Here is a 25,396-nt window from a genome sequence, read left to right on the forward strand (position 1 = left end):
GTGCGAAGCCCGTCCGCGTGGTGATTTCGGGCGCGCTGGACGCCCGAAGTCACCACACCCGTGGCGGTGTGGTGAATACGGGCGCGCTGGACGCCCCAAATCACCACACCCCTGACGGTGTGGTGAATACGGGCGCGCTCGACGCCCCAAATCACCACACCCCTGGCGGTGTGGTGAATACGGGCGCGCTCGACGCCCCAAATCACCACACCCCTGGTGGTGTGGTGAATACGGGCGCACTGAGCGCCCGAAATCACCACAGAGGCAGACCCTGACTGCGGAAGGTGTCTAGCGCCGCTCCAGGCGGACGACGACCCACTTCGAGGTGGGGGTCCCGCTCTCCTCGGCCTGCGAATCGAGCGGCACCAGGGGGTTCGTCTCCGGGTAGTACGCGGCGACACAGCCCTTCGGGGTGTCGTACTCGACCAGGCGGAACTGGTCGGCGCGGCGGGTCAGGCCATCCTCCCACTCGGAGACCAGGTCGACGATCTCGCCGTTGTCGAAGCCCAGCTCGTCCAGGTCGGCCTTGCTGATGAAGACCACCCGGCGGCCCGAGTAGACGCCGCGGTACCGGTCGTCGAGGCCGTAGATGGTGGTGTTGAACTGGTCGTGGCTGCGCAGGCTCTGCAGCACGAGCCGGCCCTCCGGCACGGTCATCACCTCGAGCGGGCTGACCGTGAAGACGCCCTTGCCCTCCTGCGTCGGGAAGGTGCGGGAGTCCCGCGGCGGGTGCGGCATGGTGAACCCACCGTTATTGATCTTGTTGGCGTAGTCGTCGCAGCCCGGCACGACCCGCCCGATCCGCTCCCGGATCCGCTCGTAGTCCTCGGCGAACTCACCCCACGGGATGTCCAGTTCCTCGCCCAGGGCGGCGTCCGCGATGTTGCACAGGATGTCGACCTCGGAACGCAGCAGCGTGCCGATCGGCTCGGACCGGCCGCGGGAGGCGTGCACCGCGGACATCGAGTCCTCCACGGTGATCCGCTGGGTGCGCCCGCCGGTCTCGTCCTTCTCGGTCCGGCCCAGGGTCGGCAGGATCAGCGCGGTCCGGCCGGCCTCGATGTGGCTGCGGTTGAGCTTGGTGGAGATCTGCACGGTCAGTTCCGCGCCGCGCATCGCCTTCGCGGTGACCTCGGTGTCCGACATCGCGGCCACGAAGTTGCCGCCGAGGGCGATGAAGACCTTCGCCTTGCCGTCCCGGAAGGCGCGCACCGCGTCGGCGGCGTCGTGACCGTGCTCGCGCGGCGGCTCGAAGCCGAACTCGTCACGCAGCCGGTCCAGGAACAGCGCCGGCGGCTTCTCCCAGATGCCCATGCTCCGGTCGCCCTGCACGTTGGAGTGCCCACGAACCGGGCAGAGGCCGGCACCCGGCTTGCCGATCATGCCCTGGAACAGGGCGATGTTGACGAACTCCTTGATCGTGGCGACCGAGTTGCGGTGCTGGGTGATGCCCATCGCCCAGCAGTGAACGATCCGCTTCGAGGTGGCCATCATGTCGGCGGCCTCCTCGATCTGCTCCCAGGCCAGACCGGTCGCGGCGAGGATCGCGTCCCGGTCGATCTCGGCCAGGCTCTCGGCCCAGTCCTCGAAGCCGACGGTCTGCGCCTCGATGAACTCGCGGTCCGCGACCGAACCCGGGTCGGCCTCCTCCTTCTTCAGCAGGAGATGGCCGATGGCCTGCCAGAGGGCGAGGTCACCGTTCGAGCGGATCTGCAGCAGCTTGTCGGCCAGGCCGGTGCCCTTGCCGACCACGCCGCGGGCGTTCTGCGGGTTCTGGAAGCGCAGCAGGCCGGCCTCGGGCAGCGGGTTGATCGCCAGGATCTTGGCGCCGTCCCGCTTGGCCACCTCGAGCGCGGTGAGCATGCGCGGGTGGTTGGTGCCCGGGTTCTGGCCGGAGACCACGATCAGATCGGCCTTGTGCAGGTCCTCCAGGGTGACCGAGCCCTTGCCGACACCGATCGTGCGGATCAGCGCGACACCGGTCGACTCGTGACACATGTTGGAGCAGTCCGGCAGGTTGTTCGTCCCGTACGCCCGAGCGAGGAGCTGGTAGACGAACGCGGCCTCGTTGCTGGCCCGGCCGGAGGTGTAGAAGACCGCCTCGTGCGGCGACGCCAGACCGGACAGGTGCTCACCGATCAGCGCGAACGACTCGGCCCAGGAGATCGGCTCGTAGTGCGTGCCACCCGGGCGGCGCACCATCGGGTGGGTCAGCCGGCCCTGCTTCTCCAGCCAGTAGTCGGTCTGCCCGGCGAGGCTCTCGATCGAGTTCTCGGCGAAGAAGACCGGGCCGACGGTGTCGCGGGTGCCCTCCCAGGAGACGGCCTTGGCGCCGTTCTCGCAGAACTCGGCGGCGTGCCGGTGGCCGGCCGGATCGGGCCAGGCGCAACTCATGCAGTCGACGCCGTTGTGCTGGTTGAGCGTGCGCAGGTTGCGGACCGTCTTGCGGACGCCCATCTTCTGCACGGCGTTGGTGAGACTGAGCCGGACGGCTTTGACACCGGCGGCGTGATCAGCAGGCTGCCCGACCCGCAGGTTGGCCTCTTCCTCATCGAGTGGCGGCGAAGAAGACATCCCGACCTCCCAGGTTCAGGTCTTGTGCGGTTTACGTGACGGACCTCTGACTCTGGCGTGATGATCTTTGCCGCGACAGCATCCGTCCTGCCGAGCCTGCCCTGTGTAAGCCGGTATAGGCAAGTTTCGTTAAGAAGTTGTGCCGTGTCCGCGCAGGTCGGCGAGCACCGAGGCGGGCGGCCAGCCGTCCACCCGGTAGCGCGCCGGAGCCAGCAGCGGCTCCGGCCTCAGATGGAGATATTCCTCCACCGTCTGCCACGAAACCCGGAACTCGATTCCGGATCCGGGACTGGCGAACGCCACCGAGTCGGCCCGCGGCAGCAGGGTGCTCACGCCGTCGACCCAGGTGGCGATGGTCTCGGCCGGACCGCCGTCGGACGGCTCGACCGCGATCAGCCGGCCGACGTGCACGTCGACGCCGGCCTTCTCGTACTCCTCGGCCAGCCAGTCGGTCTGATTCGAGTACTCGGTCAGGGCCAGCACCGCGGCGGCACGGCACGCGGCCATGTGATCCGGATGGCCGGCCTGCGGCGTGTACGGCACCGCGCCACCACCCGGGCCGGCGACGTACCCGACCGGCGAGAGATAGCGCACCGCCTCCTGGAAGTGTTGCTCGACCAGGCCGTACAGATGATGGGCGCCCTCGTCCGGCAGCGGCGCGATCAGCAACGTGTTGTTGTCCGGCGCGAACGCCAGCACCGGGCTGCCCATCTTCTCCCCCACGTCGGCCAGCCAGCCGGGGCTCAGCAGCAACGAGGTGAAGTAGCCGTCACCGTCGTCGAGCATCCGGATCACGCTCGGACCGCCGGGCCAGCGCTGCTCCAGGGACCGGCGGGCGATCCGGGACAGGTTCTCCCGGGCGGCGTCGAACACCTCCTCGGCGGCGACACCCCACTCCTCCAGACGGTCCGGTATCACGTAGGACATCGCGTCCGGGGCGTCGACCACCACCAGCTCCCGCAGGAACGGCATCGCCGGGCGCGACAGCGGCGGGCGCATCCCGACCGGTCCGGCCACCCCGAACGTCACCGGGCGCACCACCGGGCGCAGCTTGCCGCGGACGGTCTCCCAGGTGTCCTCCGGCGGCGGCGACGCCATCAACCGGATCAGCTTGGCCAGCCGCTCCCGGCGTTCCTCCGGCCCGGCCGAGGCGGTCTCCCGGAAGACGTTGGAGAGGTAGAGGTGGGCGGGCCCGCCCCCGCCGGTGCGGTGGATCGCGATGGCGAAGTCGTCCGGCTGGTAGACCGCGCGCTCCACCCCCGGTGTCGCCCGGGCCACCCGGAGGGCCAGCTGGGCGAACCGGCGCTCCGGTGAGCCGAGGAACCTGTCCAGCAATCCCATTGCTGGACCCTAGCCCACCCGATCCGATGATCAAGAGCGTCCGGGTGCGATCCCGGCGCCGACCACTTCCTCCTCGTCCACCAGGCGGGTGGCGATGTTGCCGAGAGCCTGGTCGAGCAGGGCACGGTCACCGGGCTCGGTCATGGCGAAGTCCTCCAGATGGGTGTCGAGCCACTGCCGCCAGGCCTCCCGGACCCGGTCGAACTGCTCCTCACCGGCGTCGGTCAGGCGTACCTCGTCACCGTCCTGGCGGGCGTACCCGGCGGCGCAGAGTTCGGCGAACGCCGGTTCCAGAACCTCGGCCGGGATCCGGTGCAGCCGGGCGATGTCCGCGACGCCGGCCCGGCCCCGGGCCTGGGTGTGCAGGTGGGTCTGCCCGACCGCCCACGCCTGGGCGTGGTTGAGCGTGGTGCCGGAGCCGGCGAGCACCCCCTCGATGAGCGACGGGTCGCGGTGCGCCTTGCGCATGGTGTCGCTGATCGCGCGTTCGAGTCGGGTGACCCGGTCGTCCGGGACCGGCGGGGCGAAACCCTCGCCCACGTCCGGGGCGGCGGCCCGGGCGCTGTCGCGCAGCGGGAGCTCCTTGAGCAGCCAGGCGATCAGGAAGCCGAGGAACGCGACCGGCACGACCCAGCGGAAGACGTAGTTGATCGCGTCGGCGTACGCGGCGATCACCGGGGCGGCGACGGCCGGGTCGGTGGCGTCCAGCGCCTCCGGGGAGAGGGCGGCCTCGGGCGAGATCCCGGAGGCGGTGATCGCCGCGGCCAGTTTCGGCTGCAGGTGGTTGCTGTAGAGGGTGCCGAACACGGCCGTGCCGAACGAGCTGCCGAGCGTACGGAAGAAGGTCACCCCGGAGGTGGCGGTCCCGAGGTCGCTGTACGGCACGGTGTTCTGCACGACGATGGTGAGCACCTGCATGGACAGGCCGATGCCGGCGCCGAGCACGAACATGTAGAACGACTCCAGCGCGGTGCTGGTGCCCGGTCCCATGGTCGACATCAGGTACAGCCCCAGGGTGAGCACCGCCCCGCCCGCGATCGGGAACATCTTGTACCGGCCGGTGCGGCTGACCACGTTGCCGGAGAGGATCGAGCAGAGGAAGAGCCCGGCGACCATCGGCAGGGTGCGGACCCCGGATCCGGTGGCGGTGACACCGTCCACATACTGCAGATAGGTGGGCAGGAACGTCATCGCGCCGAGCATCGCGAAGCCGACGATGAAGGCCAGCGTGGAGCAGACCGTGAAGACCGAGTTGCGGAACAGGCGCATCGGCAGCATCGGTTCGGGGGCCCGCAGTTCGACGAGGACGAACGCGGTGAACAGGGCCACCGAGCCGGCGAACAGGCCGATGATGACGGCGGAGTCCCAGGCGTACTCGTTGCCGCCCCACTCCAGGGCCAGGATGACGCTCGTCGCGCCGGAGGCCACCAGCGCGATGCCGAGGTAGTCGACGACCGGCTTGGCGCCGGAACGGATCGACGGGATGGCCCGGGCCGCCATGGCGATCACCACGACCGCGATCGGCACGTTGATGTAGAACGCCCAGCGCCAGCTCAGGTGGTCGGTGAACAGTCCACCGAGGGTGGGCCCGACGACCGTGGTGATGCCGAAGACCGCGCCGAGCGCGCCCTGGTACCGGCCCCGGTCGCGCAGCGGGATGACGTCGGCGATCAGCGCCATCGCGGTGACCATCAGGCCGCCGCCACCGATGCCCTGGACCGCGCGGGCGGCCACCAGCATCGCCATGTCCTGGGCGACGCCGCAGACCGCCGAGCCGGCCACGAAGACGATCGCGCTGACCTGGAAGACCAGTTTGCGGCCGAACAGGTCGCCGAACTTGCCGGCCAGCACGGTGGCCACCGTCTCGGCCAGCAGGTACGCGGTGACCACCCAGGACATGTGCCCGGCACCGCCGAGGTCGACGACGATCGTCGGCAGCGCGGTCGAGACGATGGTCTGGTCGAGGGCGGCGAGCAGCATGCCGAGCAGGATCGCGGTGAAGACGACGTTGATCTGTCTCCGGCTGAGCATCGCCGGTGCGGTGGCCGACATACCTGAAGAGTTTTCTGGAATGACCGCCTCCCGTCCGACGTATCGTCGGATCCCGTCGAAGTAAACTAAGTTGACTTCGGCGCGGAATGCCGCGTGACCTGCAGAAAGGCTCTCGACATGGCGAACACCTCCCGGCCGCTCACCGCGGCCTCCACCGTCGGCGAATGGCTTGACCACCCGGAGGGCGGCGCCGCTCTGCGCGAGGCCCTCGGCCAGGGCGGCGGCTTCGACGCGTCGTCGCTCACCCCCGCCCGCGGTCTCCCCCTGCAGCAGCTCGTCGCCCTCAGCCAGGGCCGCGTCCCGCAGGAACTGGTCGACAGCCTGGTCCTGCGGGTCAACGGCGGCGTCGTGCCCTCCTCCGCCGAGGAGAGCGGCACCTGGCAGGAACAGATCACCCCCGGACGCTTCGCCGGCAAGACGGTGATCGTCACCGGCGCCGCATCGGGCATCGGCCGGGCCACCGCCTCCCGCATCGTCCGCGAGGGCGGCCGGGTGATCGCCGTCGACATCACCGCCACCTCGGCGCCTGCCGACTCTCCGGCGCCGGCGGCGGCCTCCCCGTCGCTGGTGCCGGTCGTCGCCGACATCACCAAGGCCGACGACATCGCCCGGATCGTCGAGGCCGCCGGCGACCGGATCGACGGCCTGGCCAACATCGCCGGCATCGTCGACGACTTCAGCCCGGCCCACGAGACCACCGACGCCATGTGGGCCAAGGTCTTCGCGGTCAACGTCGACGGCGTCTTCCAGCTGACCCGGGCGGTCCTCCCGGCGATGCTCGAGGCCGGCCGCGGCGCGATCGTCAACGTGGCCTCCGAGGCGGCCCTGCGCGGCAATGCGGCCGGCGTCGCCTACACCGCGTCCAAGCACGCCGTCGTCGGCATCACCAAGAACACCGCTTTCATGTACGGCAACCGCGGCATCCGCACCAACGCGGTGGCGCCCGGCGGGGTGGCCACCGGAATGCAGCAGCCGCCGAACGCCAGCGCGTACGGCCAGGAACGCACCGGCCCGCACCTGCGCCTGATCCCCGGGGTGGCACTCGCCGAGCACCTCGCCGCATCGATCACGTTCCTGCTCAGCGACGACGGCGTCAACCTCAACGGTGTGGTGCTGCCGTCCGACGGCGGCTGGTCCGTCCAGTGACTCAGGCGCTCAGGGCCTGCTGCAACAACGCACCGTAACGTTTCACCAGCTCACCAGGGTCGGTGGCGAGCAGCGGCTCGTCGCCGACCACCCACAGCGCATAGAGCAGACCGCCGACGACCGACGCCGCGAGCCGTGCCCGCAGGTCGGCGTCCGGGCCGGTGAGCCGTGCCCGGACCGGCCCCACGAACGTCCGCTCGTGGATCTGCTGCAACCGTGACTTGATCTGCTCCTCGTTGCTGCCCCGCACCAGCGCCAGATAGACACCCCGGATGTCGTCGTCGGCGAGCAGCACCTCGACGAAGCGCTCCCCGAACCGCTCGAGCGGCACGTCGAGCAACGGCTCGTCGTCGATGCTCAGATGCATCGTCTCCAGGAACAGCAGCTCCTTGGTGCCGAAATGCCGGATCACCAGGGCCGGATTGATCGCCGCCTGCGCCGCGATGTCCCGCACCGAGGTCCGCGCGAAGCCGCGTTCCCGGAAGAGGCGGGTCGCCGCCACCCGGATCTCCTCGCGGGTCGCCTCGCCCGTCCGCCTGGCCATTCCCCGATCGTAGGCCGCGTCGCGTCCCGCCAGGTCACCGGCGTCACGGTAACGCTCTGCGGCCCCCGTGCACCGCAGTCTGCACTCCAGCGGTCCCCGAGGGGCCATAACCCGGGCTGGTTCCTCCGAACAGCCGATAGGCACCCGTCCTGGGTGCTCAGCTATGCGGGTCAGCCGCATCCAGCCGACCAACTCTCGCCAGACATCTGGCCTCCCAGAAATCTGTCCAGCTAGCAGCTAGAAAGGCATGACATGCGCAAGACGACACGGAAGATGACCGTCACGGGCCTAGGTGTGCTCGCGGTCGCCGCGCTGGGAGCGGGGCCCGCACAGGCGCTCGCCGGTACCCAACCGGAACGGGCGGCCGCCGTGCCCGCAGCCACCATCGATCCGTCGACGGGCGCATCCGTCGACCCGAATGCCACCGTCGACCCGAACGCGTCGGCCAACCCCACTGTCAGCGTGGCAGGCGCCACGGCGACCCCGGTCGCCACCGGCGCACCCAGCGTCACACCCAGCAAGTGGGTGGAGCCGGGCGTCACGCCGCCGACCTGGTCGCCGCCCACGCCCACGCCGCCGATCACCACGCCGCCGGCTCCGGCCACCTCGGCGCCGCCCGGACCGTACGACCCGACCGCCACCCCGTCGGGCGCCTCCACGGCGACGGCAGCGGCGACCGCAACGGCAGCGGCGACGCCGGCCAACCCGTCCGCTCCGGTCACCCCGGCCACGACGGCGGCCACCCCGGCGCTGCCCGGCACCGGTGTGCCGTCGGCTCCGTCGGTGGCTCCCACCACGGTGCCGTTCGTCGGCGGCCGGATGGCCGCGGCGACGATCCCGCCGCTGCCCACCCTGGCACCGACGCTGCCGGCGCTGCCGACCATCGCGCCGACACTGCCGGCGCTGCCCACCGTTGCTCCGACCCTGCCGGCCCTTCCGACGCTGGCACCGACCCTGCCGCCGCTCCCCACGGTCCCGGCCATGGCCCGCGTGGCGACCACCGTGACGCCGACCGCGCCGACCACGCCGGCCATCCCGCCGACCATCCCGCCGGACTCGGTGTTCCCGACCATCCAGGTGGCGCCCACGACGCTGCCGCCGAAGCCCACCCTGGCCGCCACCACCCTGCCGGCGGTCTCGAAGGAACCGACGGTTCCTCCGCTGAACATTCCCACGGTCCAGCCGGCCTCCGGCGCGGCCACCCCCATCCCGACTGACACGGCCACCGACCCGGTGATCGCGCCGACGCCGGCCCTGCCCTCGTCGGTCATTCCGAACCCGCTGCCGACCCTGGCCAACCCGAACACCCTCCCGCCGGTGGTCGCGACGCCCGCCCCGGTCGGTGGCATCGTCCCGGCTGTCCCGGTGAACCCGACTCTCCTGAACAAGTCGATCTGACCAGGATGCCGACGCGTGGCCCGGGAGGTTCTCCCGGGTCACCGTCGTATCCTCCTCAGCCGCCGGCCATCGCTCCGACCACCAGGAACGGCTCCTCACCGGTGACCACCCGGTCCGGCAGCGGCGCGTCCGGCGACTCGTTGGACAGGTCCTCCTCGCAGGCGAAGAACCGCACCAGCGGCCGCCGCTGACCGGTCCGCCGGTCACGCATCGTGCCGCGCAGCATCGGGTACCGCTCCTCCACCGCGTCCAGCACGCCGCGCTGGGTGACCGTCCCGGCCACCTCCACCTGGACCTCCCGGCCCGTCGCGGCGAGGGTCCGCAGGTGGGGCGGGAGCACCACCCGGATCACGGGATCACCTGGACTTCCACCGAGAGCACCGCGGGCAGGTCCCGGACGATCGCCCGCCAACTGTCGCCGCTGTCCGCGGACGCGTACACCTGGCCTCCGCTGGTGCCGAAGTAGACGCCGCACTCGTCGAGGGTGTCCACCGCCATCGCGTCGCGCAGCACGTTGACGTAGCAGTCCTGCTGCGGCAGGCCCGCGGTCAGCGGCTCCCACTCGCCGCCGCCGGTCCGGCTGCGGTAGACCCGCAGTCTGCCGTCCATCACCCAGTGCTGGTGGTCGCTGGTGATCGGGACGACGTAGACCGTCTCGGGCTCGTGGGCGTGCACCGCGACCGGGAAGCCGAAGTCGGTGGGCAGGTCACCGCTGATCTCGCGCCACTGCCCGCCGGCGTCGTCGGTCCGCATCACGTCCCAGTGCTTCTGCATGAACAGGGTGTCCGGGCGGGACGGGTGCATGGCCAGCCGGTGCACGCAGTGGCCGACCTCGGCGTCCGGGTCGGGGATGCCCTCGGACACCAGACCCCGGTTGATCGGCGTCCAGGTGACGCCGGCGTCGTCGCTGCGGAACGCACCCGCCGCGGAGATCGCCGCGTACATCCGTGCGGGGTCGGTGGGGTGCAGCAGGATGGTGTGCAGGCAGAGGCCGCCGGCGCCGGGCGCCCAGCCGGGAGCCGTGGCGTGCGTCCGCAGCCCGGTCATCTCCACCCATTTCTGGCCGCCGTCGGTGGACTTGAACAGGGCGGCGTCCTCGGCGCCGGCCCACACCGTGTCCGGGTCGGTCCGGGACGGTTCCAGGTGCCAGATGCGCTTGAACTCCCAGGGCCGGGGCGTCCCGTCGTACCAGAGGTGTTCGCCGACGCCGCCGTCGTAGGTGAAGTCGTGGTCGACCTGCCGCCAGGTCCTGCCGCCGTCGTCGGAACGCTGGATCAGCTGGCCGAACCAGCCGCCGGACGCCGACGCCCAGAGCCGGTCCGGGTCGGCCGGCGACCCGTTGACGTGGTAGACCTCCCAGCCGCCGAAGTGCGGGCCGCTCACCGCCCAGTCCCGGCGCCGGGCGTCCGAGGTCAGCACGAACGCGCCCTTGCGGGTGCCCACCAGCAGTCGAACTCCAGTCATCACTGCATCGTGGTACGGATCCGCGCCCCCGGGGAAGGCCCGAACCCATGTTCGACCGATAGGGGACACTCAGCCCGCGAGGGCGCGGGCCATCTCGGCCTGTTCGGCGAGGACGTCGTTCATCCGGGCCTGGACCGCGTCCATCTTGCCGATCGTCTCGCTGGTGGTGTGGATGCCGGCGGCCACCGTCTCGGTGCTGGCCTGGATGCCGGCGATCTGGTCGGCGACCTTCTGGGTGGCCTCGGCGGTCTCCCGGGCCAGTTCCTTGACCTCGCCGGCGACGACGGCGAAGCCCTTGCCGGACTCGCCGGCCCGGGCCGCCTCGATGGTGGCGTTCAGGGCCAGCAGGTTGGTCTGCTCGGCGATCGACGAAATGATCTTGATGACGTCGCCGATCGCGGTGGACGCCTGGCCCAGCGCCGCCACCTCGGCGGTCATCGCCGACGCCCGCGACACCGCCTGCTCGGCCACCGAGGTCGCGTCGCCGCTGGCCGACCGCAGACGCTCCACGGTGTCCAGCAGCGCCCGCGCGTTCTCCGCGGCCCGCTCGGCGGCCCGCAGCACCTCGAGACGCTGGGACACCAGTTGCTGCACGTTGCGCAGCGCGGCGGCCCGCGACTCGGACAGGTCGATGTACTCGGTGGTGAAGAAGTCCATCGTGCCGACGATGTGCCCGTTGCTCGAGATCGGGAAGCAGGCGCCGGACCGGACCCCGGCCCGCTGCGCGGCGGGCACCCGCACGCAGTCGGTCACCTCGGCCAGGTCCTTCACGAACACCAGGTCCCGGCTGCGCCAGGCCCGCCCGGACAGGCCGACGCCCTCGGCGAAGGTGGCGGCCAGGGTGACCCGCCGGAACTCGTCACCGGCCGACCCGGACTCGATCTCGAACTTGAGGACGTTGTCCGACGGGTCGATCTCCCAGTACGACCCGTACGCCCACCCGAACGCGGTCCGCACACTGTCCAGGGCGACCCGGATCGCGCTCTGAATGTCGTGGGCGGTGCCCAGCTTGGTGACGACCGTGGTGACCGCCAGCCGGTCGTCGGCCACCTGCCGCATCTCGGCGGCCGCGATGGCACTCGTCCGGGCCTGCTCGGCGATCCGGGCGATGGACGCCCACTTCTCGGTCCGCGGCCCGTCCAGATAGAGCGGCTCGGGGCTGAAGTACTCGAAGACGGCGAGCACCTCGCCGCGCTTGTTCACCACCGGAAGGGTGATCGCGGCGTGCAGCCCGGCCCGGTCAGCGGCCTGGCAGCGCAGGCAGTCGTGGCAGTCCGCGGCGGAGGCGGCGTACACCGGGGTCTTCTGCCGGAACGCCCGGCCGACCAGTCCCGCATCCGAGGGCACCGGACGGCCGGCGATCACCGCCTGCATCTGCGGGGTGATCGCGCCGGTCTCGTATTCGACCTCCAGCAGTCCCGGACCGGCCGCCACCCAGACCGCGCCGTAGCCGAACTGGTACGACTTCACCATGCTGTCGACGGTGATCCGCCAGGCACTGGCCTCGTCAGTCGCCCGTTCCAGAGCCAGCACGAGGCTCTCCAGCGACTCGACGTCACGGGGCACCGGCCGGGAGGACTCCGGCAGCTCAGGCCGGGAACCGAATAACCGCACATCCGACCCATCGGCATCCCGCGCGCCCGATGTAGCGGGAAGCGGGATCAAGCGGGAGGCCAGGGCACCCACGACGCGTTGTCCAGCGGCGGCTGGCGCAGTTCCAGCTCGCGCAGCATGATCCCCTCGCGCAGCCCCCACGGGCAGATCCACACCGACTCCACGCCGAGACGGCGCATCACCTCGTACGCCACGATCGCCCCGGCCAGGATCTGTCTGGCCCGGTGTTCGGAGATCCCCGGGTAACGGGACCGGTGTTCGCTGGGGATCCCGGCGAGCTTGCGGATCCACGGTTTCAGGGCGTGTGCCCGCAGCAGCCGCGGGACGAACGGCCCCTGCCGCAGCGGGGCCGCGCCGGTGAGCCGGGCCAGCTGCTGGAACGTCTTGGAGGCGGCCACCGAGGTCTGCGGCGCCTCCCAGGAGGTCCGGGCGGCGACCTGGTGGAACTGTTCCCGGACGTGGCGGCGCAGGCGGCGCACCGAGCGGGCCGACGGCGGGTCGCCGTCGAGGAGTTCCCGGGTGAGACGGCCGGCGCCGAGCGGCAGCGACATCGCCGACTCGGGCAGCCGGTCGCGGCCGAACGCCACCTCGAGGCAGCCGCCGCCGATGTCGAGCATCAGCATCGGCCCGGCCTGCCAGCCCAGCCAGCGCCGGGCGGCCAGGAAGGTGAGCTGGGCGTCCTCGACACCGGACAGGGTGCCCAGGCGGATGCCGGTCGCCTCCTGCACCCGGTCGAGCACCCAGTCGCAGTTGGGCGCGTCCCGGACCACCGCCGTGGTGTACGCGAACAGCCGGTCCACCTTCGCCGCCTCCGCGTCGGCGGCCGCCCGCCGCACCGCGGTGATCATCCGGCGCAGGCCGTCCTCGCTGATCGCCCCGTCGGGTTCGAGACGCTGGCCCAGCCGGGGCCGGCCCTCCCAGGTGTGCACCGGGAGGGGCAGCCCGGAGTCGGCCGTCGTCACCACCAGGTTGACCGTGTTGGATCCGACGTCGAGCACGCCGAGCCGTACGGCCTGACGGCTTGCCGCGGTCTGCGAGAAGGAACTGTCGATCATGGGCGGAATCGGTATCCCATTCCAGGTTCGGTGAGCAGATGCTCGGGACGGGCCGGGTCGGTCTCCAGTTTGCGGCGCAGACGCGCCATGTACTGGCGGAGGTAATTGGTCTCACGTGAATACTGCGGCCCCCACACGTCGTGCAGGAGTTCCCGCTGGGTGACCAGTTTGCCGGGATGCCGGACCAGGTGTTCCAGGAGCTGCCATTCGGTGGGGGTGAGCCGGACGCCGTCGCTGACCGTCCGGGACGCCAGGTCGACGGTGAACCCGCCGATGCGGACCTCCGGCGAGGACTCCTCCGGGGTCTGCACGCGGCGGGTGACCGCGCGGATCCGGGCGAGCAGTTCGTCGACGCCGAACGGTTTGGTCACGTAGTCGTCGGCGCCGGCGTCCAGCGCCTCCACCTTGTCCGAGCTGCCGGCCCGCCCGGAGAGCACGATGATCGGCACGCTGGTCCAGCCGCGCAGGCCGCCGATCACCTCGGCGCCCTCCATGTCCGGCAGCCCCAGGTCGAGGACGACCAGGTCGGGGTGGTGGTGGGCGGCCAGGTGCAGAGCGGACGCGCCGTCGGCGGCGGTGTCCACCTCGTACCCGCGGGCCTTGAGGTTGATCCGCAGTGCCCGCACGATCTGGGGTTCGTCGTCGACGACCAGGATCCGGGTCATGCCCCACCGGCCGGCAAAGAAATGATCATGGTGAGTCCGCCTCCGGGCGTCTCGTCGGGAGTGAGGGTGCCGCCCATCGCCTCGGTCAGCCCCCGGGACAGCGCGAGGCCGAGACCGACGCCGGTGTGGTTGTCCCGGTCGCCGAGTCGCTGGAACGGCAGGAACACGTCGTCGCGGCGGTCGGCGGGGATGCCCGGCCCGTGGTCGATGATCCGCAGTTCGACGGTGCCGCCGAGCCGGCTCCCGGTGATCATCGGTGGGCGGTCCGGCGGACTGTGCCGCAGCGCGTTCGCGATCAGGTTCACCAGCACCCGTTCCAGCAGGCCCGGGTCGGTGCGCAGCATCGGGAGGTCCTCCGGGACGCGCACCGTAACGGTCCGGCCCTGCGGACCGAGATCCTCCAGTGCCCGGGGTACGACGTCCTCCGCCCCGATGTCGATCATGGTGACGCCGAGGACCCCCGCCTGCAGCCGGCTCATGTCCAGCAGATTCGCGACCAGCCGGTCCAGACGGTCCAGCGACTCGTCCGCGGTGGCCAGCAGCTCCTCCCGGTCGGCCTCGTCGAACTGCACCTCGGTCGAGCGCAGGCTCGCCACCGACGCCTTCGCCGACGCCAGCGGCGTACGCAGATCATGGGAGACGGCCGCGAGCAACGCCGTGCGCAACCGGTCCGCCTCCGCGAGCGGCTCGGCCCGGGCCGCCTCGGCGGCCAGGCGCTCCTGGCGCAGCGCCACCGCCGCCTGCGCCGCGAACGCCTCCACGATCCGCCGGTCGGACGCCGGCAGCGTGTGTCCCCACAGCAGCATGCTCAGCGAGGCGTCCACCCGGACCGCGACGTCCGCGTCCTCGGCCGTCGCCGGGGGCACGCCCACCGCGGCCGTGATCGTCCCGTCCTCGCGCAGCGCCACCGCTGTCAGCGCGAAGGTCTCCCGCAGCCGGTCGAGCAGCGCGATCAGCGGGCGCTCGCCGCGCAGCACCCCACCGGCCACCGCCGCCAGGGTCTGCGCCTCGGCGGACGCCTGCGCGGCCTGCCGGGTCCGCCGGGCCGCGATGTCCACGACGCCGCTGACCGCGACCGCCACCAGCACGAACGTGGCCAGGGCGACCAGGTTGTGCCCCTCGGCGATGGCGAACGCGCTGAACGGCGGGGTGAAGAACCAGTTCAGCAGCAGCGAGCCGAGAACCGCGGCGAGCAGGGCCGGCCACAGTCCGCCGATCAGCGCCACCCCGACCACCGCGACCAGGAACAGCAGGATGTCGTTGATCAGCGGATGGTCGGCGATGCCGGCCAGGGTCAGCGTGAGCAGCGGCAACCCGGCCAGGACGGTCCCGAACCCGGCGATCCGGCGTCCCCGGGACAGCGCCGGCGGCCGGCGGTCGCTGCGCGGGCGGCGTCCGGTCAGCTCGTGGCCGACCAGATGCACGTCGATCGAGCCGGACCGGGCCGCGGTGGTGACGCCGACTCCCGCGGTGAGCAGCTGGGCGAACCGGCCCCGGCGGGAGGCGCCGAGCACCACCTGGGTGGCGTTGACCCCGCGGGCGAACTCCAGCAGCGCCCGGGGCACGTCGCCGCCGGACACCTGGTGCCAGGAGCCGTCCAGGCTCTCCAGCAGCACCCGCTGCCGGGCCAGCACGGCGGTGTCCGCCCCGGCCAGGCCGTCGCTGCGGGTGACGTGCACGCCGAGCAGGTCGGCGCCCCGGCCACGGGCGGCGATCCGGGCGGCCCGGCGGATCAGCGCCTCGCCCTCGGGACCGCCGGCCAGCGCGACGACGACGCGTTCCCGGGTCTCCCAGGTGGCGTCGATGTCGTGGTCGGTGCGGTACCGGTCGAGTTGCTCGTCGACCTGGTCGGCGAGCCAGAGCAGGGCGAGTTCCCGCAGTGCGGTGAGGTTGCCGGCCCGGAAGTAGTTGCTCAGCGCCGCGTCGATCTTCTCCGGCCGGTAGACGTTGCCGTGCGCCATCCGCCGCCGCAGCGCCTCCGGTGTCATGTCGACCAGCTCGACCTGCCCGGCGGCCCGGACCACCGCGTCCGGCACGGTCTCCCGCTGCTCGACTCCCGTGATCCGGGTGACCACGTCGTGCAGCGACTCCAGATGCTGCACGTTCACCGTGGTGAGCACGCTGATCCCGGCGTCCAGCAGAACTTCGACGTCCTGGTGCCGTTTGGCGTGCCCGGCGCCGGGCACATTGGTGTGGGCGAGTTCGTCGACCACGGCGAGTTCCGGCCGGCGCGCAAGAACGGCGTCGAGGTCCATCTCGGTGAAGACCCCGCCGCGGTACGCGAGATCGCGGCGGGGCACCACCTCGAGCTCCCCGAGCATCGCGGCGGTCTGCTCCCGCCCGTGTGTCTCCACCACGGCCACGACCACGTCGGTGCCGCGCTCGGCGCGCCGGGCGGCCTCCTCGAGCATCGCGTACGTCTTCCCGACGCCGGGCGCCGCCCCCAGGTAGATCCGTAACTCGCCGCGCATGGCTGTGAACCTACGCGGCGTGCTCAGATCTCGATGTGCGAGCCCATGATCACGGTGCGGTTCCGGGGCAGGCCGAAGTGTTCGGCCGCGTCCGCCGTCAGGTACGACGTCGCGATGAACAGCCGTTTGCGCCACGCCGCCATGGTCGGGGCGTCGCCGCGCCGCAGGTCGATCTTGGACAGGTAGAACGAGGCCCGGTCCAGGCCCAGGTGACCCTCGGTGTCCTGGTCGTCGAGGCCGCGCAGCGCCGGGATCAGCGCCGGGGTCTCGGCGTACCCGAACCGGGCCGTGACGTGCACGATCCCGTCGTCGCCGAAGCCCAGCCCGTCGACCTCCATCCGCTCCTCGTCGGCGATCCGCGGCACCGGTTCGAACCGGATCGAGATGATCAGGATGTGCTCGTGGCGGACGTGGTTGTGCTCCACATTCGCCCGCAGGGCCAGCGGCGCGGCCTCCTTGTTGCGGTTCAGGAAGACCGCGGTGCCGGGTACGCAGACGGTCGCCGCGGTGTTCTCCTGCATCTCGGCGATGAAGTCGCGCAGCGAGCCCTCCATCCGGCGGCGCTGCGCGGTGACGATGTCCCGGCCGGTCTGCCAGGTCTTCATCACGGTGAACGCGACGAGCCCGATCAGCAGCGGCAGCCAGGCGCCGTGCACCAGTTTGGTGAGGTTGGCCGCCACGAACAGCAGATCGACGGTGAGCAGCACGGCCGCGCCGGCCCCGAGCAGCCACAGCGGCGTGTTCCACCGGGTCCGCGCCACCACGAAGAACAGCGTGGTGGTGATGGTGATCGTGCCGGTGACCGCCATGCCGAAGGCGTACGCCAGCGCCGCCGACGACCGGAACGCGAACACCAGCGTGAGCACCGAGAGCAGCAGCATCCAGTTGATCCACGGCACGTAGATCTGCCCGATGGAGGAGTCCGAGGTGTGGATGATCCGCAGCCGCGGCAGGTAGCCGAGCTGGGCCGCCTGGGACGTCACCGAGTACGCCCCGGTGATCACCGCCTGAGAGGCGATCACGGTGGCCGCGGTGGCCAGCAGCACCAGCGGCAGCCGGGACCACGCCGGGGCGAGCAGGAAGAACGGGCTGCTGATGTTGGCGTGGTCCTCGAGGATCAGGGCGCCCTGGCCGAGATAGCTGAGCACGCAGGCGGGCAGCACCAGCAGCAGCCAGCCGCGGGCGATGGCCTGCCGGCCGAAGTGCCCCATGTCGGCGTAGAGCGCCTCGGCGCCGGTGACCGCCAACACGATCGCCGCCAGCGCGAAGAACGCGATGTCGAAGTGCCCGGCCAGGAAACCGACCGCGTAGGTGGGCGAGAGCGCCCAGAGAATCGCCGGGTGCTGGGCGATACCGGACAGGCCCAGACCGCCGATCACCAGGAACCAGGTGATCGTGATCGGTCCGAAGATCTTCCCGACCGCGGCCGTGCCCCGCCGTTGCGCCAGGAAGAGCGCGATGATGATGCCCGCGGTGATCGGCACCACCAGGCTGCCCAGCGACGGCTGGACGACCTTGAGCCCCTCGACGGCGGACAGCACCGAGATAGCCGGGGTGATCATGCTGTCGCCGAAGAACAGGGCGGCGCCGAACAGCCCCACCGCGGCCAGGAAGGCCGCCTTGCGCGGCTCGATCTTCTTGCCGGCCCGGCGCAGCAGCGTGATCAGGGCCATGATGCCGCCCTCGCCGTCGTTGTCGACACGCAACGCCAGCAGCACGTAGGTCACCGTCACGACGATCATCACGGACCAGAAGATCAGCGAGACGACGCCGTAGACGTTCGCGGTGGAGACCGGCACCGGATGCGGATCCTCCGGATTGAAGACGGTCTGCAACGTGTAGATGGGGCTGGTGCCGATGTCGCCGAAGACCACACCGAGCGCTCCGACAACCACAGCCAGGCGGGGTCCGTCCGCGGTCACCGGGCCACCGTACCGCCTTAATACGGGAGCAAACGGAACAATCGCCGGTCATGCTCCACCGACCGGCAGGGCCAGGATCATGGTGAGACCGCCACCCGGCGTCTCGTCCGGCGTCAGCGTGCCGCCCATCGCCTCGGTCAGCCCTCGCGACAGCGCGAGGCCGAGACCGACGCCGGTGTGGTTGTCCCGGTCGCCGAGCCGCTGGAACGGCAGAAACACGTCGCCGCGCCGGCCCGCCGGGATGCCCGGCCCGTGATCGATGACCCGCAGCTCGACGGTGCCACCGAGCCGGCTCCCGGTGATCATCGGCGGACGGTCCGGCGGACTGTGCCGCAACGCGTTCGCGATCAGGTTCACCAGCACCCGCTCCAGCAGGCCCGGGTCGGTGCGCAACATCGGCAGATCCGCCGGCACGTACACCGCCACCGTCCGGCCCTGCGGACCCAGATCATCCAAAGCACGGGGTACGACCTCCTCCGCCCCGATGTCGATGGCTGTCACACCCAGCACGCCCGCCTGCAGCCGGCTCATGTCCAGCAGGTTGGCGACCAGCCGGTCCAGACGGTCCAGCGACTCGTCCGCGGTCGCCAGCAACTCCTCACGATCGGCCTCGTCGAACTGCACCTCGACCGACCGCAGACTCGCCACCGACGCCTTCGCCGACGCCAACGGCGTACGCAGATCATGAGAAACAGCCGCAAGCAACGCCGTGCGCAACCGATCCGCCTCCGCAAGCGGCTTCGCCCGGGCCGCCTCGGCCGCCAGCCGCTCCTGACGCAACGCCACCGCCGCCTGCGCCGCGAACGCCTCCACGATCCGCCGGTCCGACGCCTCCAGGGTCCGGCCCTTCAGCAGCATCCGCAGGTCACCCTCGCCGAGCACCTCGACGTCAGCCTCGGCGGCCCGCTCGCAGGGCGGCCCCACCGCCGCCACCACCGCACCCTTCTCCAGCAGCGTCACGGTCTCCAGCCCGAACGTCTCGCGGAGCCGGTCGAGCAATGCGATCAGCGGACGTTCGCCGCGCAGCACGCCGCCGGCCACGGTGGCCAGCGTCTGCGCGTCCGCGGCAGCCTGAGCGGCCTGCCGGGTCTTACGGGCCGCGGTGTCCACCACCCAGCTCACCGCCACCGCCACCAGCACGAAGATGGCCAGCGCCAGCAGGTTCCGGCCCTCGGCGATGGTGAACCGGCCGACCGGCGGGGTGAAGAACCAATTCAGCAGCAACGAGCCGGCCACCGCCGCCAGCAGCGCCGGCCACAGCCCGCCGATCAGCGCCACCCCGACCACCGCCACCAGGAACAGCAGGATGTCGTCGACCAGCGGCAGCGCCGGCCCGGCCAGCAGCGCCGCGGTGAGCACCGGCAGGCCGAGCCCCGCGGTGAGGAAGCCGGCGATCCGGCGCCCCCGGGAGAGCGCCGGTGGCAGCCGGCGCCGGGCCCGGCCCGCGTGCTCATGACTGACCAGGTGCACGTCGATCGTGCCGGACCGGGCGATCGTGGTGACGCCGACGCCCGCGCTGAGCAGCTGCGCGAACCGGCCCCGGCGGGAGGCGCCCAGCACCACCTGGGTGGCGTTGACCCCGCCGGCGAACTCCAGCAACGCCCGCGGCACGTCGGTCCCGACCACCTGGTGGTAGGTCCCGCCCAGGCTCTCCACCAGGACCCGCTGCCGGGCCAGCGCGGCCGGGTCCGCGCCGGCCAGCCCGTCGTTGCGAGCCACATGCACCGCCATCAGGTCGGCGCCCTTGGTCCGGGCGGCGATCCGGGCCGCCCGGCGGATCAGCGTGTCGCCCTCCCGGCCACCGGTGAGCGCCACCACCACCCGTTCCCGGGTCTCCCAGGTGGCGTCGATGTCGTGATCGGCGCGGTACTGGTCGAGCTGGTCGTCGACCTTGTCCGCCAACCAGAGCAACGCCAGCTCCCGCAGCGCGGTGAGGTTCCCCGCCCGGAAATAGTTGCCCAACGCCGCATCGATCTTCTCCGGCTGATAGACGTTGCCGTGCGCCATCCGCCGCCGCAACGCCTCCGGCGTCATGTCGACCAACTCGACCTGACCCGCAGCCCGCACCACCGCATCCGGCACGGTCTCCCGCTGCTCGACACCCGTGATCCGGGCGACCACGTCGTTCAACGACTCCAGATGCTGCACGTTCACCGTGCTCAGCACACTGATCCCGGCGTCCAGCAGGACCTCGACGTCCTGCCAGCGCTTCGCGTTCCGGCTGCCCGGCACGTTCGTGTGCGCCAGTTCGTCGACGATCGCCAGCTCCGGGCGCCGGGCCAGTACCGCGTCCAGGTCCATCTCGGTGAACGCCGCGCCGCGATAGGTCACCTCGCGGCGCGGGATCACCTCCAGTCCGTCGAGCATGGCGGCGGTGTGCCGGCGGCCGTGCGTCTCCACCACGGCCACGACCACGTCGGTGCCGCGCTCGGCACGCCGGTGGGCCTCCTCGAGCATCGTGTACGTCTTCCCGACGCCCGGCGCCGCTCCGAGGTGGATCCGCAGTTCCCCACGGCCGCGAGGCATCCCGGTTACCTGCCGTCCAGGGCCAGGTTGAGGGCGAGCACGTTGACGCCGGGTTCGCCCATGAAGCCCAGGGCCCGGCCGTCGGTGTGCTCGCTGATCAACTCCCGGACGCGTTCCGGGTCCAGGCCGCGTTCCCGGGCCACCCGGGCCACCTGCAACGCGGCGTACGCCGGGCTGATGTGCGGGTCGAGTCCACTGCCCGAGGCGGTGACCGCGTCCGCCGGGACAGCGGGCTCGGCCGGTGCGTCACCACGGATCGGTGTGATCACCGCGCCGGTGGTGTCGGCGGGTCCCGGCTCGACCGGGACGCCCTGGTATGTGGCGAGGAAGGCCGGGCCGTTCACCGCGACCGCCCGGGTGACCGGCCCGGTCAGACCGTCCCGGTGGAAGACGGCCAGGACCGCACCGACACCGTCCGCGGTGCAGTAGGGCCGGCTGCCGTCGACGCCCTCGAGCCGTCCGACGGCCAGGCTGCGGGTGCAGACCTGGGTGAGCAGGCTCGGCGCGTCCGGCGCGTCGATCACGCTCTCCGGGCCGAGGTTGCTCGCCGCGGTGGAGGTCGGATCGTAGCCGTCCCCCGCCGCCGACGGGCGGCTCTGGAAGTACTTCGGATCGTCCCCGAACGATTGTCCGATCAGAAGCGGGTTGCCCGATCTCTCGGAGATTCCGGGCAGCTTGGCCACGCCGACGAACACCAGGGGGTAGGCGAGACCGAGCAGGACGGTGAAGACGAGCAGCGCCCGCAGCGCCGCCAGGTGGTGGGCGAGCCAGGAGGGAAGACGCATGTGGATCAGATCCCGGGGATGAGCTGGACGAACAGGTCGATGAGCTTGATGCCGAGGAAGGGCGCGACGACGCCGCCCAGTCCGTAGATCAGCAGGTTGCGGCTGAGCAGCTTGCTCGCCGACGACGGCCGGTACCGCACCCCGCGCAGCGCCAGCGGGATCAGCACCACGATGACCAGCGCGTTGAAGACGACCGCGGAGAGGATCGCCGAGCCCGGCGAGTGCAGCCGCATGATGTTGAGGGTGTCCAGGCCGGGGTAGACCGCCGCGAACATGGCCGGGATGATCGCGAAGTACTTGGCGATGTCGTTCGCGATGGAGAACGTCGTCAGCGCCCCGCGGGTGATCAGCAACTGCTTGCCGATCTCCACGATCTCGATCAGCTTGGTCGGGTCGGAGTCGAGGTCGACCATGTTGCCGGCCTCCTTCGCGGCCGACGTGCCGGTGTTCATCGCGACGCCGACGTCCGCCTGGGCCAGCGCCGGCGCATCGTTGGTGCCGTCGCCGGTCATCGCGACCAGCCGCCCGCCCCGCTGCTCCTTGCGGATGTAGGCGAGTTTGTCCTCCGGCGTCGCCTCGGCCAGGAAGTCGTCGACCCCGGCCTCCTCGGCGATGGCCGCCGCGGTCCGCGGGTTGTCGCCGGTGATCATCACGGTGCGGATGCCCATCCGGCGCATCTCGTCGAACCGGGCGCGCATGCCCGGCTTGACCACGTCCTTCAGGTGGATGACCCCCAAGAGCCGGTCGCTGTCGGCCACTACCAGTGGTGTTCCCCCTTCGGAGCTGATCCGGTCGACGATCTCGTCGATCGCCACGTCCGGCTTCCCGGCCCAGCGCATCACCGCGGTCGCCGCGCCCTTGCGGATCTGACGGTCGCCGATGTCCACCCCGCTCATCCGGGTCTGCGCGGTGAACGGCACGAACGTCGCGCCACGCATCGGGCCCTGCTCACCGCCGGCCAGGGCCACGATCGACCGGCCCTCCGGCGTCTCGTCCGCCAGGCTCGCCAGTCGCGCGGCGCCGGCGAGATCCTCGAGATCAACACCCTTCGCGGGTACGAACGCGGTGGCCTGCCGATCGCCGACGGTGATCGTGCCCGTCTTGTCCAGCAGCAGGGTGCTCACATCGCCGGCCGCCTCCACCGCGCGCCCGCTCATCGCGAGGACGTTGCGCTGGACCAGCCGGTCCATGCCGGCGATGCCGATCGCCGAGAGCAGCGCGCCGATGGTGGTCGGGATCAGGCACACCAGCAGCGACACCAGCACGATCCCGGTGACGCCGTGCGCGTCGATCGCCGCGGTGTCCGGCGCCGCCGTCTGGTACGCCTTCGCGAAGATCGCCAGTGGCTGCAGGGTGACCACGGCCAGCAGGAAGATCAGGGTGAGCGCCGCGAGCAGGATGTTCAGGGCGATCTCGTTCGGCGTCTTCTGCCGGTTCGCGCCCTCGACCAGGGCGATCATCCGGTCCACGAAGCTCTCGCCGGGCTTCTGGGTGATCCGGACGACGATCCGGTCGGAGAGCACCTTGGTGCCGCCGGTGACCGCCGACCGGTCGCCGCCGGACTCCCGGATCACCGGGGCCGACTCGCCGGTGATCGCCGACTCGTCGACGCTGGCGATGCCCTCGACGACGTCACCGTCGCCGGGGATGATCTGCCCCGCCTCGACGATCACGATGTCGCCGAGGGTCAGCTGGGACGCCGGAAGCTCCCGGCCGTCCCGCAGGTACGCGACGGTGTCCTGCTTGACCGCCCGCAGCGCGGCGGCCTGCGCCTTGCCCCGGCCCTCGGCGACCGCCTCGGCCAGGTTGGCGAAGAGCACGGTGAGCCACAGCCAGACGGTGATCGTCCAGGCCAGCACACTCGGGTCGGCGATCGACAGCACGGTGGTGAAGACCGCGCCGACCTCGACGATGAACATCACCGGATTGCGCCACATCACGCGCGGGTCGAGCTTGCGCAGCGCATCCGACAACGAGGAACGGAACTGGCGGGGATCGATCAGGCCCGGTTTCACCGCGGGCTCCTTCTCCAGAACGGCGGTCATGAGAGTCCCTCCGCGAGGGGGCCGAGAGCGAGCGCGGGCAGGAAGGTGAGCGCGACCAGCACGATCGTCACGCCGGCGACCATGCCGACGAACAGCGGGCGGTGCGTGGGAAGGGTGCCCGCCGACTCGGGGACCGGGCGCTGGGCGGCCAGCGAACCGGCCAGGGCCAGCACCAGGATCAGCGGCAGGAAGCGGCCGAACAGCATCGCCAGGCCGAGTGCGGTGTCCCACCACGGGGTGTTCACGGTGATGCCGGCGAAGGCCGAACCGTTGTTGTTGGCCGCGCTGGTGAAGGCGTACAGCACCTCGGACAGCGCGTGCGGGCCGGTGTTGAGGGCGGTCGCGGCGTTGCCGGTGGCGAAGGCTGCGGCCGTCCCGGCGAGCACGAGGGCCGGGGTGACCAGGAAGTACAGCGACGCCAGCTTCATCTGCCGGGCGCCGATCTTCTTACCGAGATATTCCGGGGTACGCCCGACCATCAGGCCGGCCACGAAGACCGTGATCACGGCGAGGATCAGCATGCCGTACAGGCCGGAGCCGACGCCGCCGGGCGCGACCTCGCCGAGCATCATGTTGAGCATCGGCATCATGCCGCCCAGCGCCGTGTACGAGTCGTGGAACGAGTTGACCGCGCCGGTGGAGGTGAGGGTCGTGATCGCCGCGAAGACGGCGGAGTTCGTCACCCCGTACCGTGTCTCCTTGCCCTCCATGGCCGTGCCGACCGCCTCCGGGACCGTGCCCGCGCCGTGGATCTCGAAGGCGACCGTCAGGGCGATGCTGCCGACGGCGAGCAGGGCCATCACGGCGGCGATGGCGTACCCCTGCCGGTTCTGGCCGACCATCCGGCCGAACAGCCGGGGCATGCTGAACGGGATCAGCAGGATCAGGAAGAGCTGCACCCAGTTCGTCCAGGTGGTCGGGTTCTCGAACGGGTGCGCCGAGTTGGCGTTGTAGAAGCCGCCGCCGTTGGTGCCCAGCTCCTTGATGGCCTCCTGGGAGGCGACCGGCCCGCCGGTGATGTGCTGCGTGCCGCCGGTCAGCGTGGTCACGTCGGTGCCGCCGGACAGGTTCTGCACCACACCGCCGACCATGAACACCAGCGTGGCCACGGCGCAGACCGGCAGCAGCACCCGCAGCGTGATCCGGGTCAGGTCCACCCAGAAGTTGCCGAGAGTGCCGGCTTCCCGGGCGGCGAACCCGCGGACCAGGGCGACCGCGACCGCGATGCCGACCGCCGCCGAGACGAAGTTCTGCACGGCCAGGCCGGCCATCTGCGCGAGATGACCCATCGTGGACTCGCCGGAGTACGCCTGCCAGTTCGTGTTGGTCACGAAACTGACCGCGGTGTTCCAGGCGATGTGGCTGTCCACAGCCGGCATGCCCAGCGACAGCCAGAGCCGGTCCTGCACGCGCAGCAGCAGATAGAGGACGAGGAGCGAGACGGCGGAGAAGGCGAGCACCGACCGGGCGTAGACACCCCAGCTCTGACCGGCGCCGGCGTCCACCCCGACCAGGCGGTAGACACCCCGCTCCACGGCGGAGTGCCGGGTGCCGGTCACCACCCGGTACAGGTGGTCACCGAACGGCTTGTACACCGCGACGATCGCGGCGGCCAGCGACAGCACGAACAACCAGCCGGCCATCAGAACTTCTCCGGGAACAGCAGGGCGGCCACCAGCAGCACGGTCAGGGCGAGCGCCAGCACCAGGCCGGCGGCGTTGACGATGCTCATCAGCGTTCGGCCGCCCGGACCAGCACGGTGAACGCCGCGAACAGCGCCACCGTGAGCACGAC

The 25,396-nt window shown here is 71.3% G+C and carries 19 protein-coding genes; 2 read left to right on the forward strand and 17 right to left on the reverse strand.

The window, feature by feature from the left end; translation table 11 throughout:
• The 4 genes from WH85_RS52435 to WH85_RS31055 form a co-directional block, all read right to left on the reverse strand.
• The coding region (locus WH85_RS52435; protein WP_211275503.1) for a hypothetical protein at positions 1–260 on the reverse strand (260 nt) is incomplete at its 3' end.
• A 28-nt stretch (positions 261–288) separates the two neighbouring features.
• Positions 289–2,574 (reverse strand): FdhF/YdeP family oxidoreductase, encoded by a 2,286-nt coding sequence (locus tag WH85_RS31045; RefSeq protein WP_045745610.1) that lies wholly within the window; start codon positions 2,572–2,574, stop codon positions 289–291.
• Positions 2,575–2,703: 129 nt separating this feature from the next.
• Positions 2,704–3,915, reverse strand: a complete 1,212-nt coding sequence (locus tag WH85_RS31050) for a DUF1444 domain-containing protein (protein WP_045745611.1) — start codon at positions 3,913–3,915, stop codon at positions 2,704–2,706.
• A 30-nt stretch (positions 3,916–3,945) separates the two neighbouring features.
• Positions 3,946–5,967: an MDR family MFS transporter gene (locus WH85_RS31055; RefSeq protein ID WP_045745612.1), complete on the reverse strand. Its 2,022-nt coding sequence runs from the start codon at positions 5,965–5,967 to the stop codon at positions 3,946–3,948.
• A gap of 117 nt (positions 5,968–6,084) precedes the next feature.
• On the opposite strand from WH85_RS31055, the gene WH85_RS31060 reads away from it, so the two are divergent.
• On the forward strand, positions 6,085–7,113 hold the full coding sequence (locus tag WH85_RS31060) for an SDR family NAD(P)-dependent oxidoreductase (protein WP_045745613.1): 1,029 nt from the start codon (positions 6,085–6,087) through the stop codon (positions 7,111–7,113).
• 1 nt (position 7,114) lies between these two features.
• Here WH85_RS31060 and WH85_RS31065 read toward each other — a convergent pair whose 3' ends face one another.
• Positions 7,115–7,657: a TetR/AcrR family transcriptional regulator gene (locus WH85_RS31065; protein WP_045745614.1), complete on the reverse strand. Its 543-nt coding sequence runs from the start codon at positions 7,655–7,657 to the stop codon at positions 7,115–7,117.
• 252 nt (positions 7,658–7,909) lie between these two features.
• On the opposite strand from WH85_RS31065, the gene WH85_RS31070 reads away from it, so the two are divergent.
• Complete coding sequence (locus WH85_RS31070; protein ID WP_157411310.1) at positions 7,910–9,055, forward strand: hypothetical protein; 1,146 nt, start codon at positions 7,910–7,912, stop codon at positions 9,053–9,055.
• Positions 9,056–9,110: 55 nt separating this feature from the next.
• On the opposite strand, the gene WH85_RS31075 is transcribed toward WH85_RS31070, so the two are convergent.
• From WH85_RS31075 to WH85_RS31130, 12 genes are all read right to left on the reverse strand, one after another.
• A complete protein-coding gene (locus WH85_RS31075) occupies positions 9,111–9,407 on the reverse strand; it encodes a MoaD/ThiS family protein (RefSeq protein ID WP_045745616.1) in 297 nt (98 codons plus the stop codon).
• Positions 9,404–10,519, reverse strand: coding sequence for a WD40/YVTN/BNR-like repeat-containing protein (locus tag WH85_RS31080; RefSeq protein WP_045745617.1), 1,116 nt, complete (start codon positions 10,517–10,519; stop codon positions 9,404–9,406). The genes WH85_RS31075 and WH85_RS31080 overlap by 4 nt, the downstream gene beginning before the upstream one ends.
• A 69-nt stretch (positions 10,520–10,588) precedes the next feature.
• Positions 10,589–12,085: a methyl-accepting chemotaxis protein gene (locus WH85_RS31085; RefSeq protein WP_245674167.1), complete on the reverse strand. Its 1,497-nt coding sequence runs from the start codon at positions 12,083–12,085 to the stop codon at positions 10,589–10,591.
• A 95-nt stretch (positions 12,086–12,180) separates the two neighbouring features.
• Positions 12,181–13,188: a Ppx/GppA family phosphatase gene (locus WH85_RS31090; RefSeq protein ID WP_045745619.1), complete on the reverse strand. Its 1,008-nt coding sequence runs from the start codon at positions 13,186–13,188 to the stop codon at positions 12,181–12,183.
• Positions 13,185–13,853, reverse strand: a complete 669-nt coding sequence (locus tag WH85_RS31095) for a response regulator (RefSeq protein ID WP_045745620.1) — start codon at positions 13,851–13,853, stop codon at positions 13,185–13,187. The genes WH85_RS31090 and WH85_RS31095 overlap by 4 nt, the downstream gene beginning before the upstream one ends.
• On the reverse strand, positions 13,850–16,324 hold the full coding sequence (locus WH85_RS31100) for a DUF4118 domain-containing protein (RefSeq protein ID WP_045745621.1): 2,475 nt from the start codon (positions 16,322–16,324) through the stop codon (positions 13,850–13,852). The genes WH85_RS31095 and WH85_RS31100 overlap by 4 nt, the downstream gene beginning before the upstream one ends.
• Before the next feature lie 23 nt (positions 16,325–16,347).
• Positions 16,348–18,246: a potassium transporter Kup gene (locus WH85_RS31105; RefSeq protein ID WP_211275504.1), complete on the reverse strand. Its 1,899-nt coding sequence runs from the start codon at positions 18,244–18,246 to the stop codon at positions 16,348–16,350.
• A 48-nt stretch (positions 18,247–18,294) separates the two neighbouring features.
• Complete coding sequence (locus tag WH85_RS31110) at positions 18,295–20,772, reverse strand: DUF4118 domain-containing protein (protein ID WP_045745623.1); 2,478 nt, start codon at positions 20,770–20,772, stop codon at positions 18,295–18,297.
• A 5-nt stretch (positions 20,773–20,777) separates the two neighbouring features.
• On the reverse strand, positions 20,778–21,557 hold the full coding sequence (locus WH85_RS31115; protein ID WP_045745624.1) for a potassium-transporting ATPase subunit C: 780 nt from the start codon (positions 21,555–21,557) through the stop codon (positions 20,778–20,780).
• A gap of 5 nt (positions 21,558–21,562) precedes the next feature.
• A complete protein-coding gene (kdpB, locus tag WH85_RS31120; protein WP_045745625.1) occupies positions 21,563–23,602 on the reverse strand; it encodes a potassium-transporting ATPase subunit KdpB in 2,040 nt (679 codons plus the stop codon).
• Positions 23,599–25,245 carry a potassium-transporting ATPase subunit KdpA gene (gene kdpA / locus WH85_RS31125; RefSeq protein WP_045745626.1) on the reverse strand — a complete coding sequence of 549 codons (1,647 nt, stop codon included), beginning with the start codon at positions 25,243–25,245 and terminating at the stop codon, positions 23,599–23,601. Before kdpA ends, kdpB begins: the two co-directional genes overlap by 4 nt.
• Positions 25,245–25,334, reverse strand: coding sequence for a potassium-transporting ATPase subunit F (locus tag WH85_RS31130; RefSeq protein ID WP_045745627.1), 90 nt, complete (start codon positions 25,332–25,334; stop codon positions 25,245–25,247). Before WH85_RS31130 ends, kdpA begins: the two co-directional genes overlap by 1 nt.
• Positions 25,335–25,396: the final 62 nt, after the last annotated feature.

The sequence above is a fragment of the Actinoplanes rectilineatus genome, assembly GCF_000962825.1.
GTDB lineage: Bacteria > Actinomycetota > Actinomycetes > Mycobacteriales > Micromonosporaceae > Actinoplanes > Actinoplanes rectilineatus.

What these genes read in the sequence shown, in the direction of transcription:
- WH85_RS31110 (WP_045745623.1), bottom strand. Translation starts at nt 20,772, where the DNA reads ATGCCTCGCGGCCGTGGGGAACTGCGGATCCACCTCGGAGCGGCGCCG.
- WH85_RS31045 (WP_045745610.1), bottom strand. Translation starts at nt 2,574, where the DNA reads ATGTCTTCTTCGCCGCCACTCGATGAGGAAGAGGCCAACCTGCGGGTC.
- WH85_RS31070 (WP_157411310.1), top strand. Translation starts at nt 7,910, where the DNA reads ATGCGCAAGACGACACGGAAGATGACCGTCACGGGCCTAGGTGTGCTC.
- kdpA (WP_045745626.1), bottom strand. Translation starts at nt 25,245, where the DNA reads ATGGCCGGCTGGTTGTTCGTGCTGTCGCTGGCCGCCGCGATCGTCGCG.
- kdpB (WP_045745625.1), bottom strand. Translation starts at nt 23,602, where the DNA reads ATGACCGCCGTTCTGGAGAAGGAGCCCGCGGTGAAACCGGGCCTGATC.
- WH85_RS31115 (WP_045745624.1), bottom strand. Translation starts at nt 21,557, where the DNA reads ATGCGTCTTCCCTCCTGGCTCGCCCACCACCTGGCGGCGCTGCGGGCG.
- WH85_RS31130 (WP_045745627.1), bottom strand. Translation starts at nt 25,334, where the DNA reads ATGAGCATCGTCAACGCCGCCGGCCTGGTGCTGGCGCTCGCCCTGACC.
- WH85_RS31050 (WP_045745611.1), bottom strand. Translation starts at nt 3,915, where the DNA reads ATGGGATTGCTGGACAGGTTCCTCGGCTCACCGGAGCGCCGGTTCGCC.
- WH85_RS31060 (WP_045745613.1), top strand. Translation starts at nt 6,085, where the DNA reads ATGGCGAACACCTCCCGGCCGCTCACCGCGGCCTCCACCGTCGGCGAA.
- WH85_RS31100 (WP_045745621.1), bottom strand. Translation starts at nt 16,324, where the DNA reads ATGCGCGGCGAGTTACGGATCTACCTGGGGGCGGCGCCCGGCGTCGGG.
- WH85_RS31090 (WP_045745619.1), bottom strand. Translation starts at nt 13,188, where the DNA reads ATGATCGACAGTTCCTTCTCGCAGACCGCGGCAAGCCGTCAGGCCGTA.
- WH85_RS31055 (WP_045745612.1), bottom strand. Translation starts at nt 5,967, where the DNA reads ATGTCGGCCACCGCACCGGCGATGCTCAGCCGGAGACAGATCAACGTC.
- WH85_RS31065 (WP_045745614.1), bottom strand. Translation starts at nt 7,657, where the DNA reads ATGGCCAGGCGGACGGGCGAGGCGACCCGCGAGGAGATCCGGGTGGCG.
- WH85_RS31080 (WP_045745617.1), bottom strand. Translation starts at nt 10,519, where the DNA reads ATGACTGGAGTTCGACTGCTGGTGGGCACCCGCAAGGGCGCGTTCGTG.
- WH85_RS31095 (WP_045745620.1), bottom strand. Translation starts at nt 13,853, where the DNA reads ATGACCCGGATCCTGGTCGTCGACGACGAACCCCAGATCGTGCGGGCA.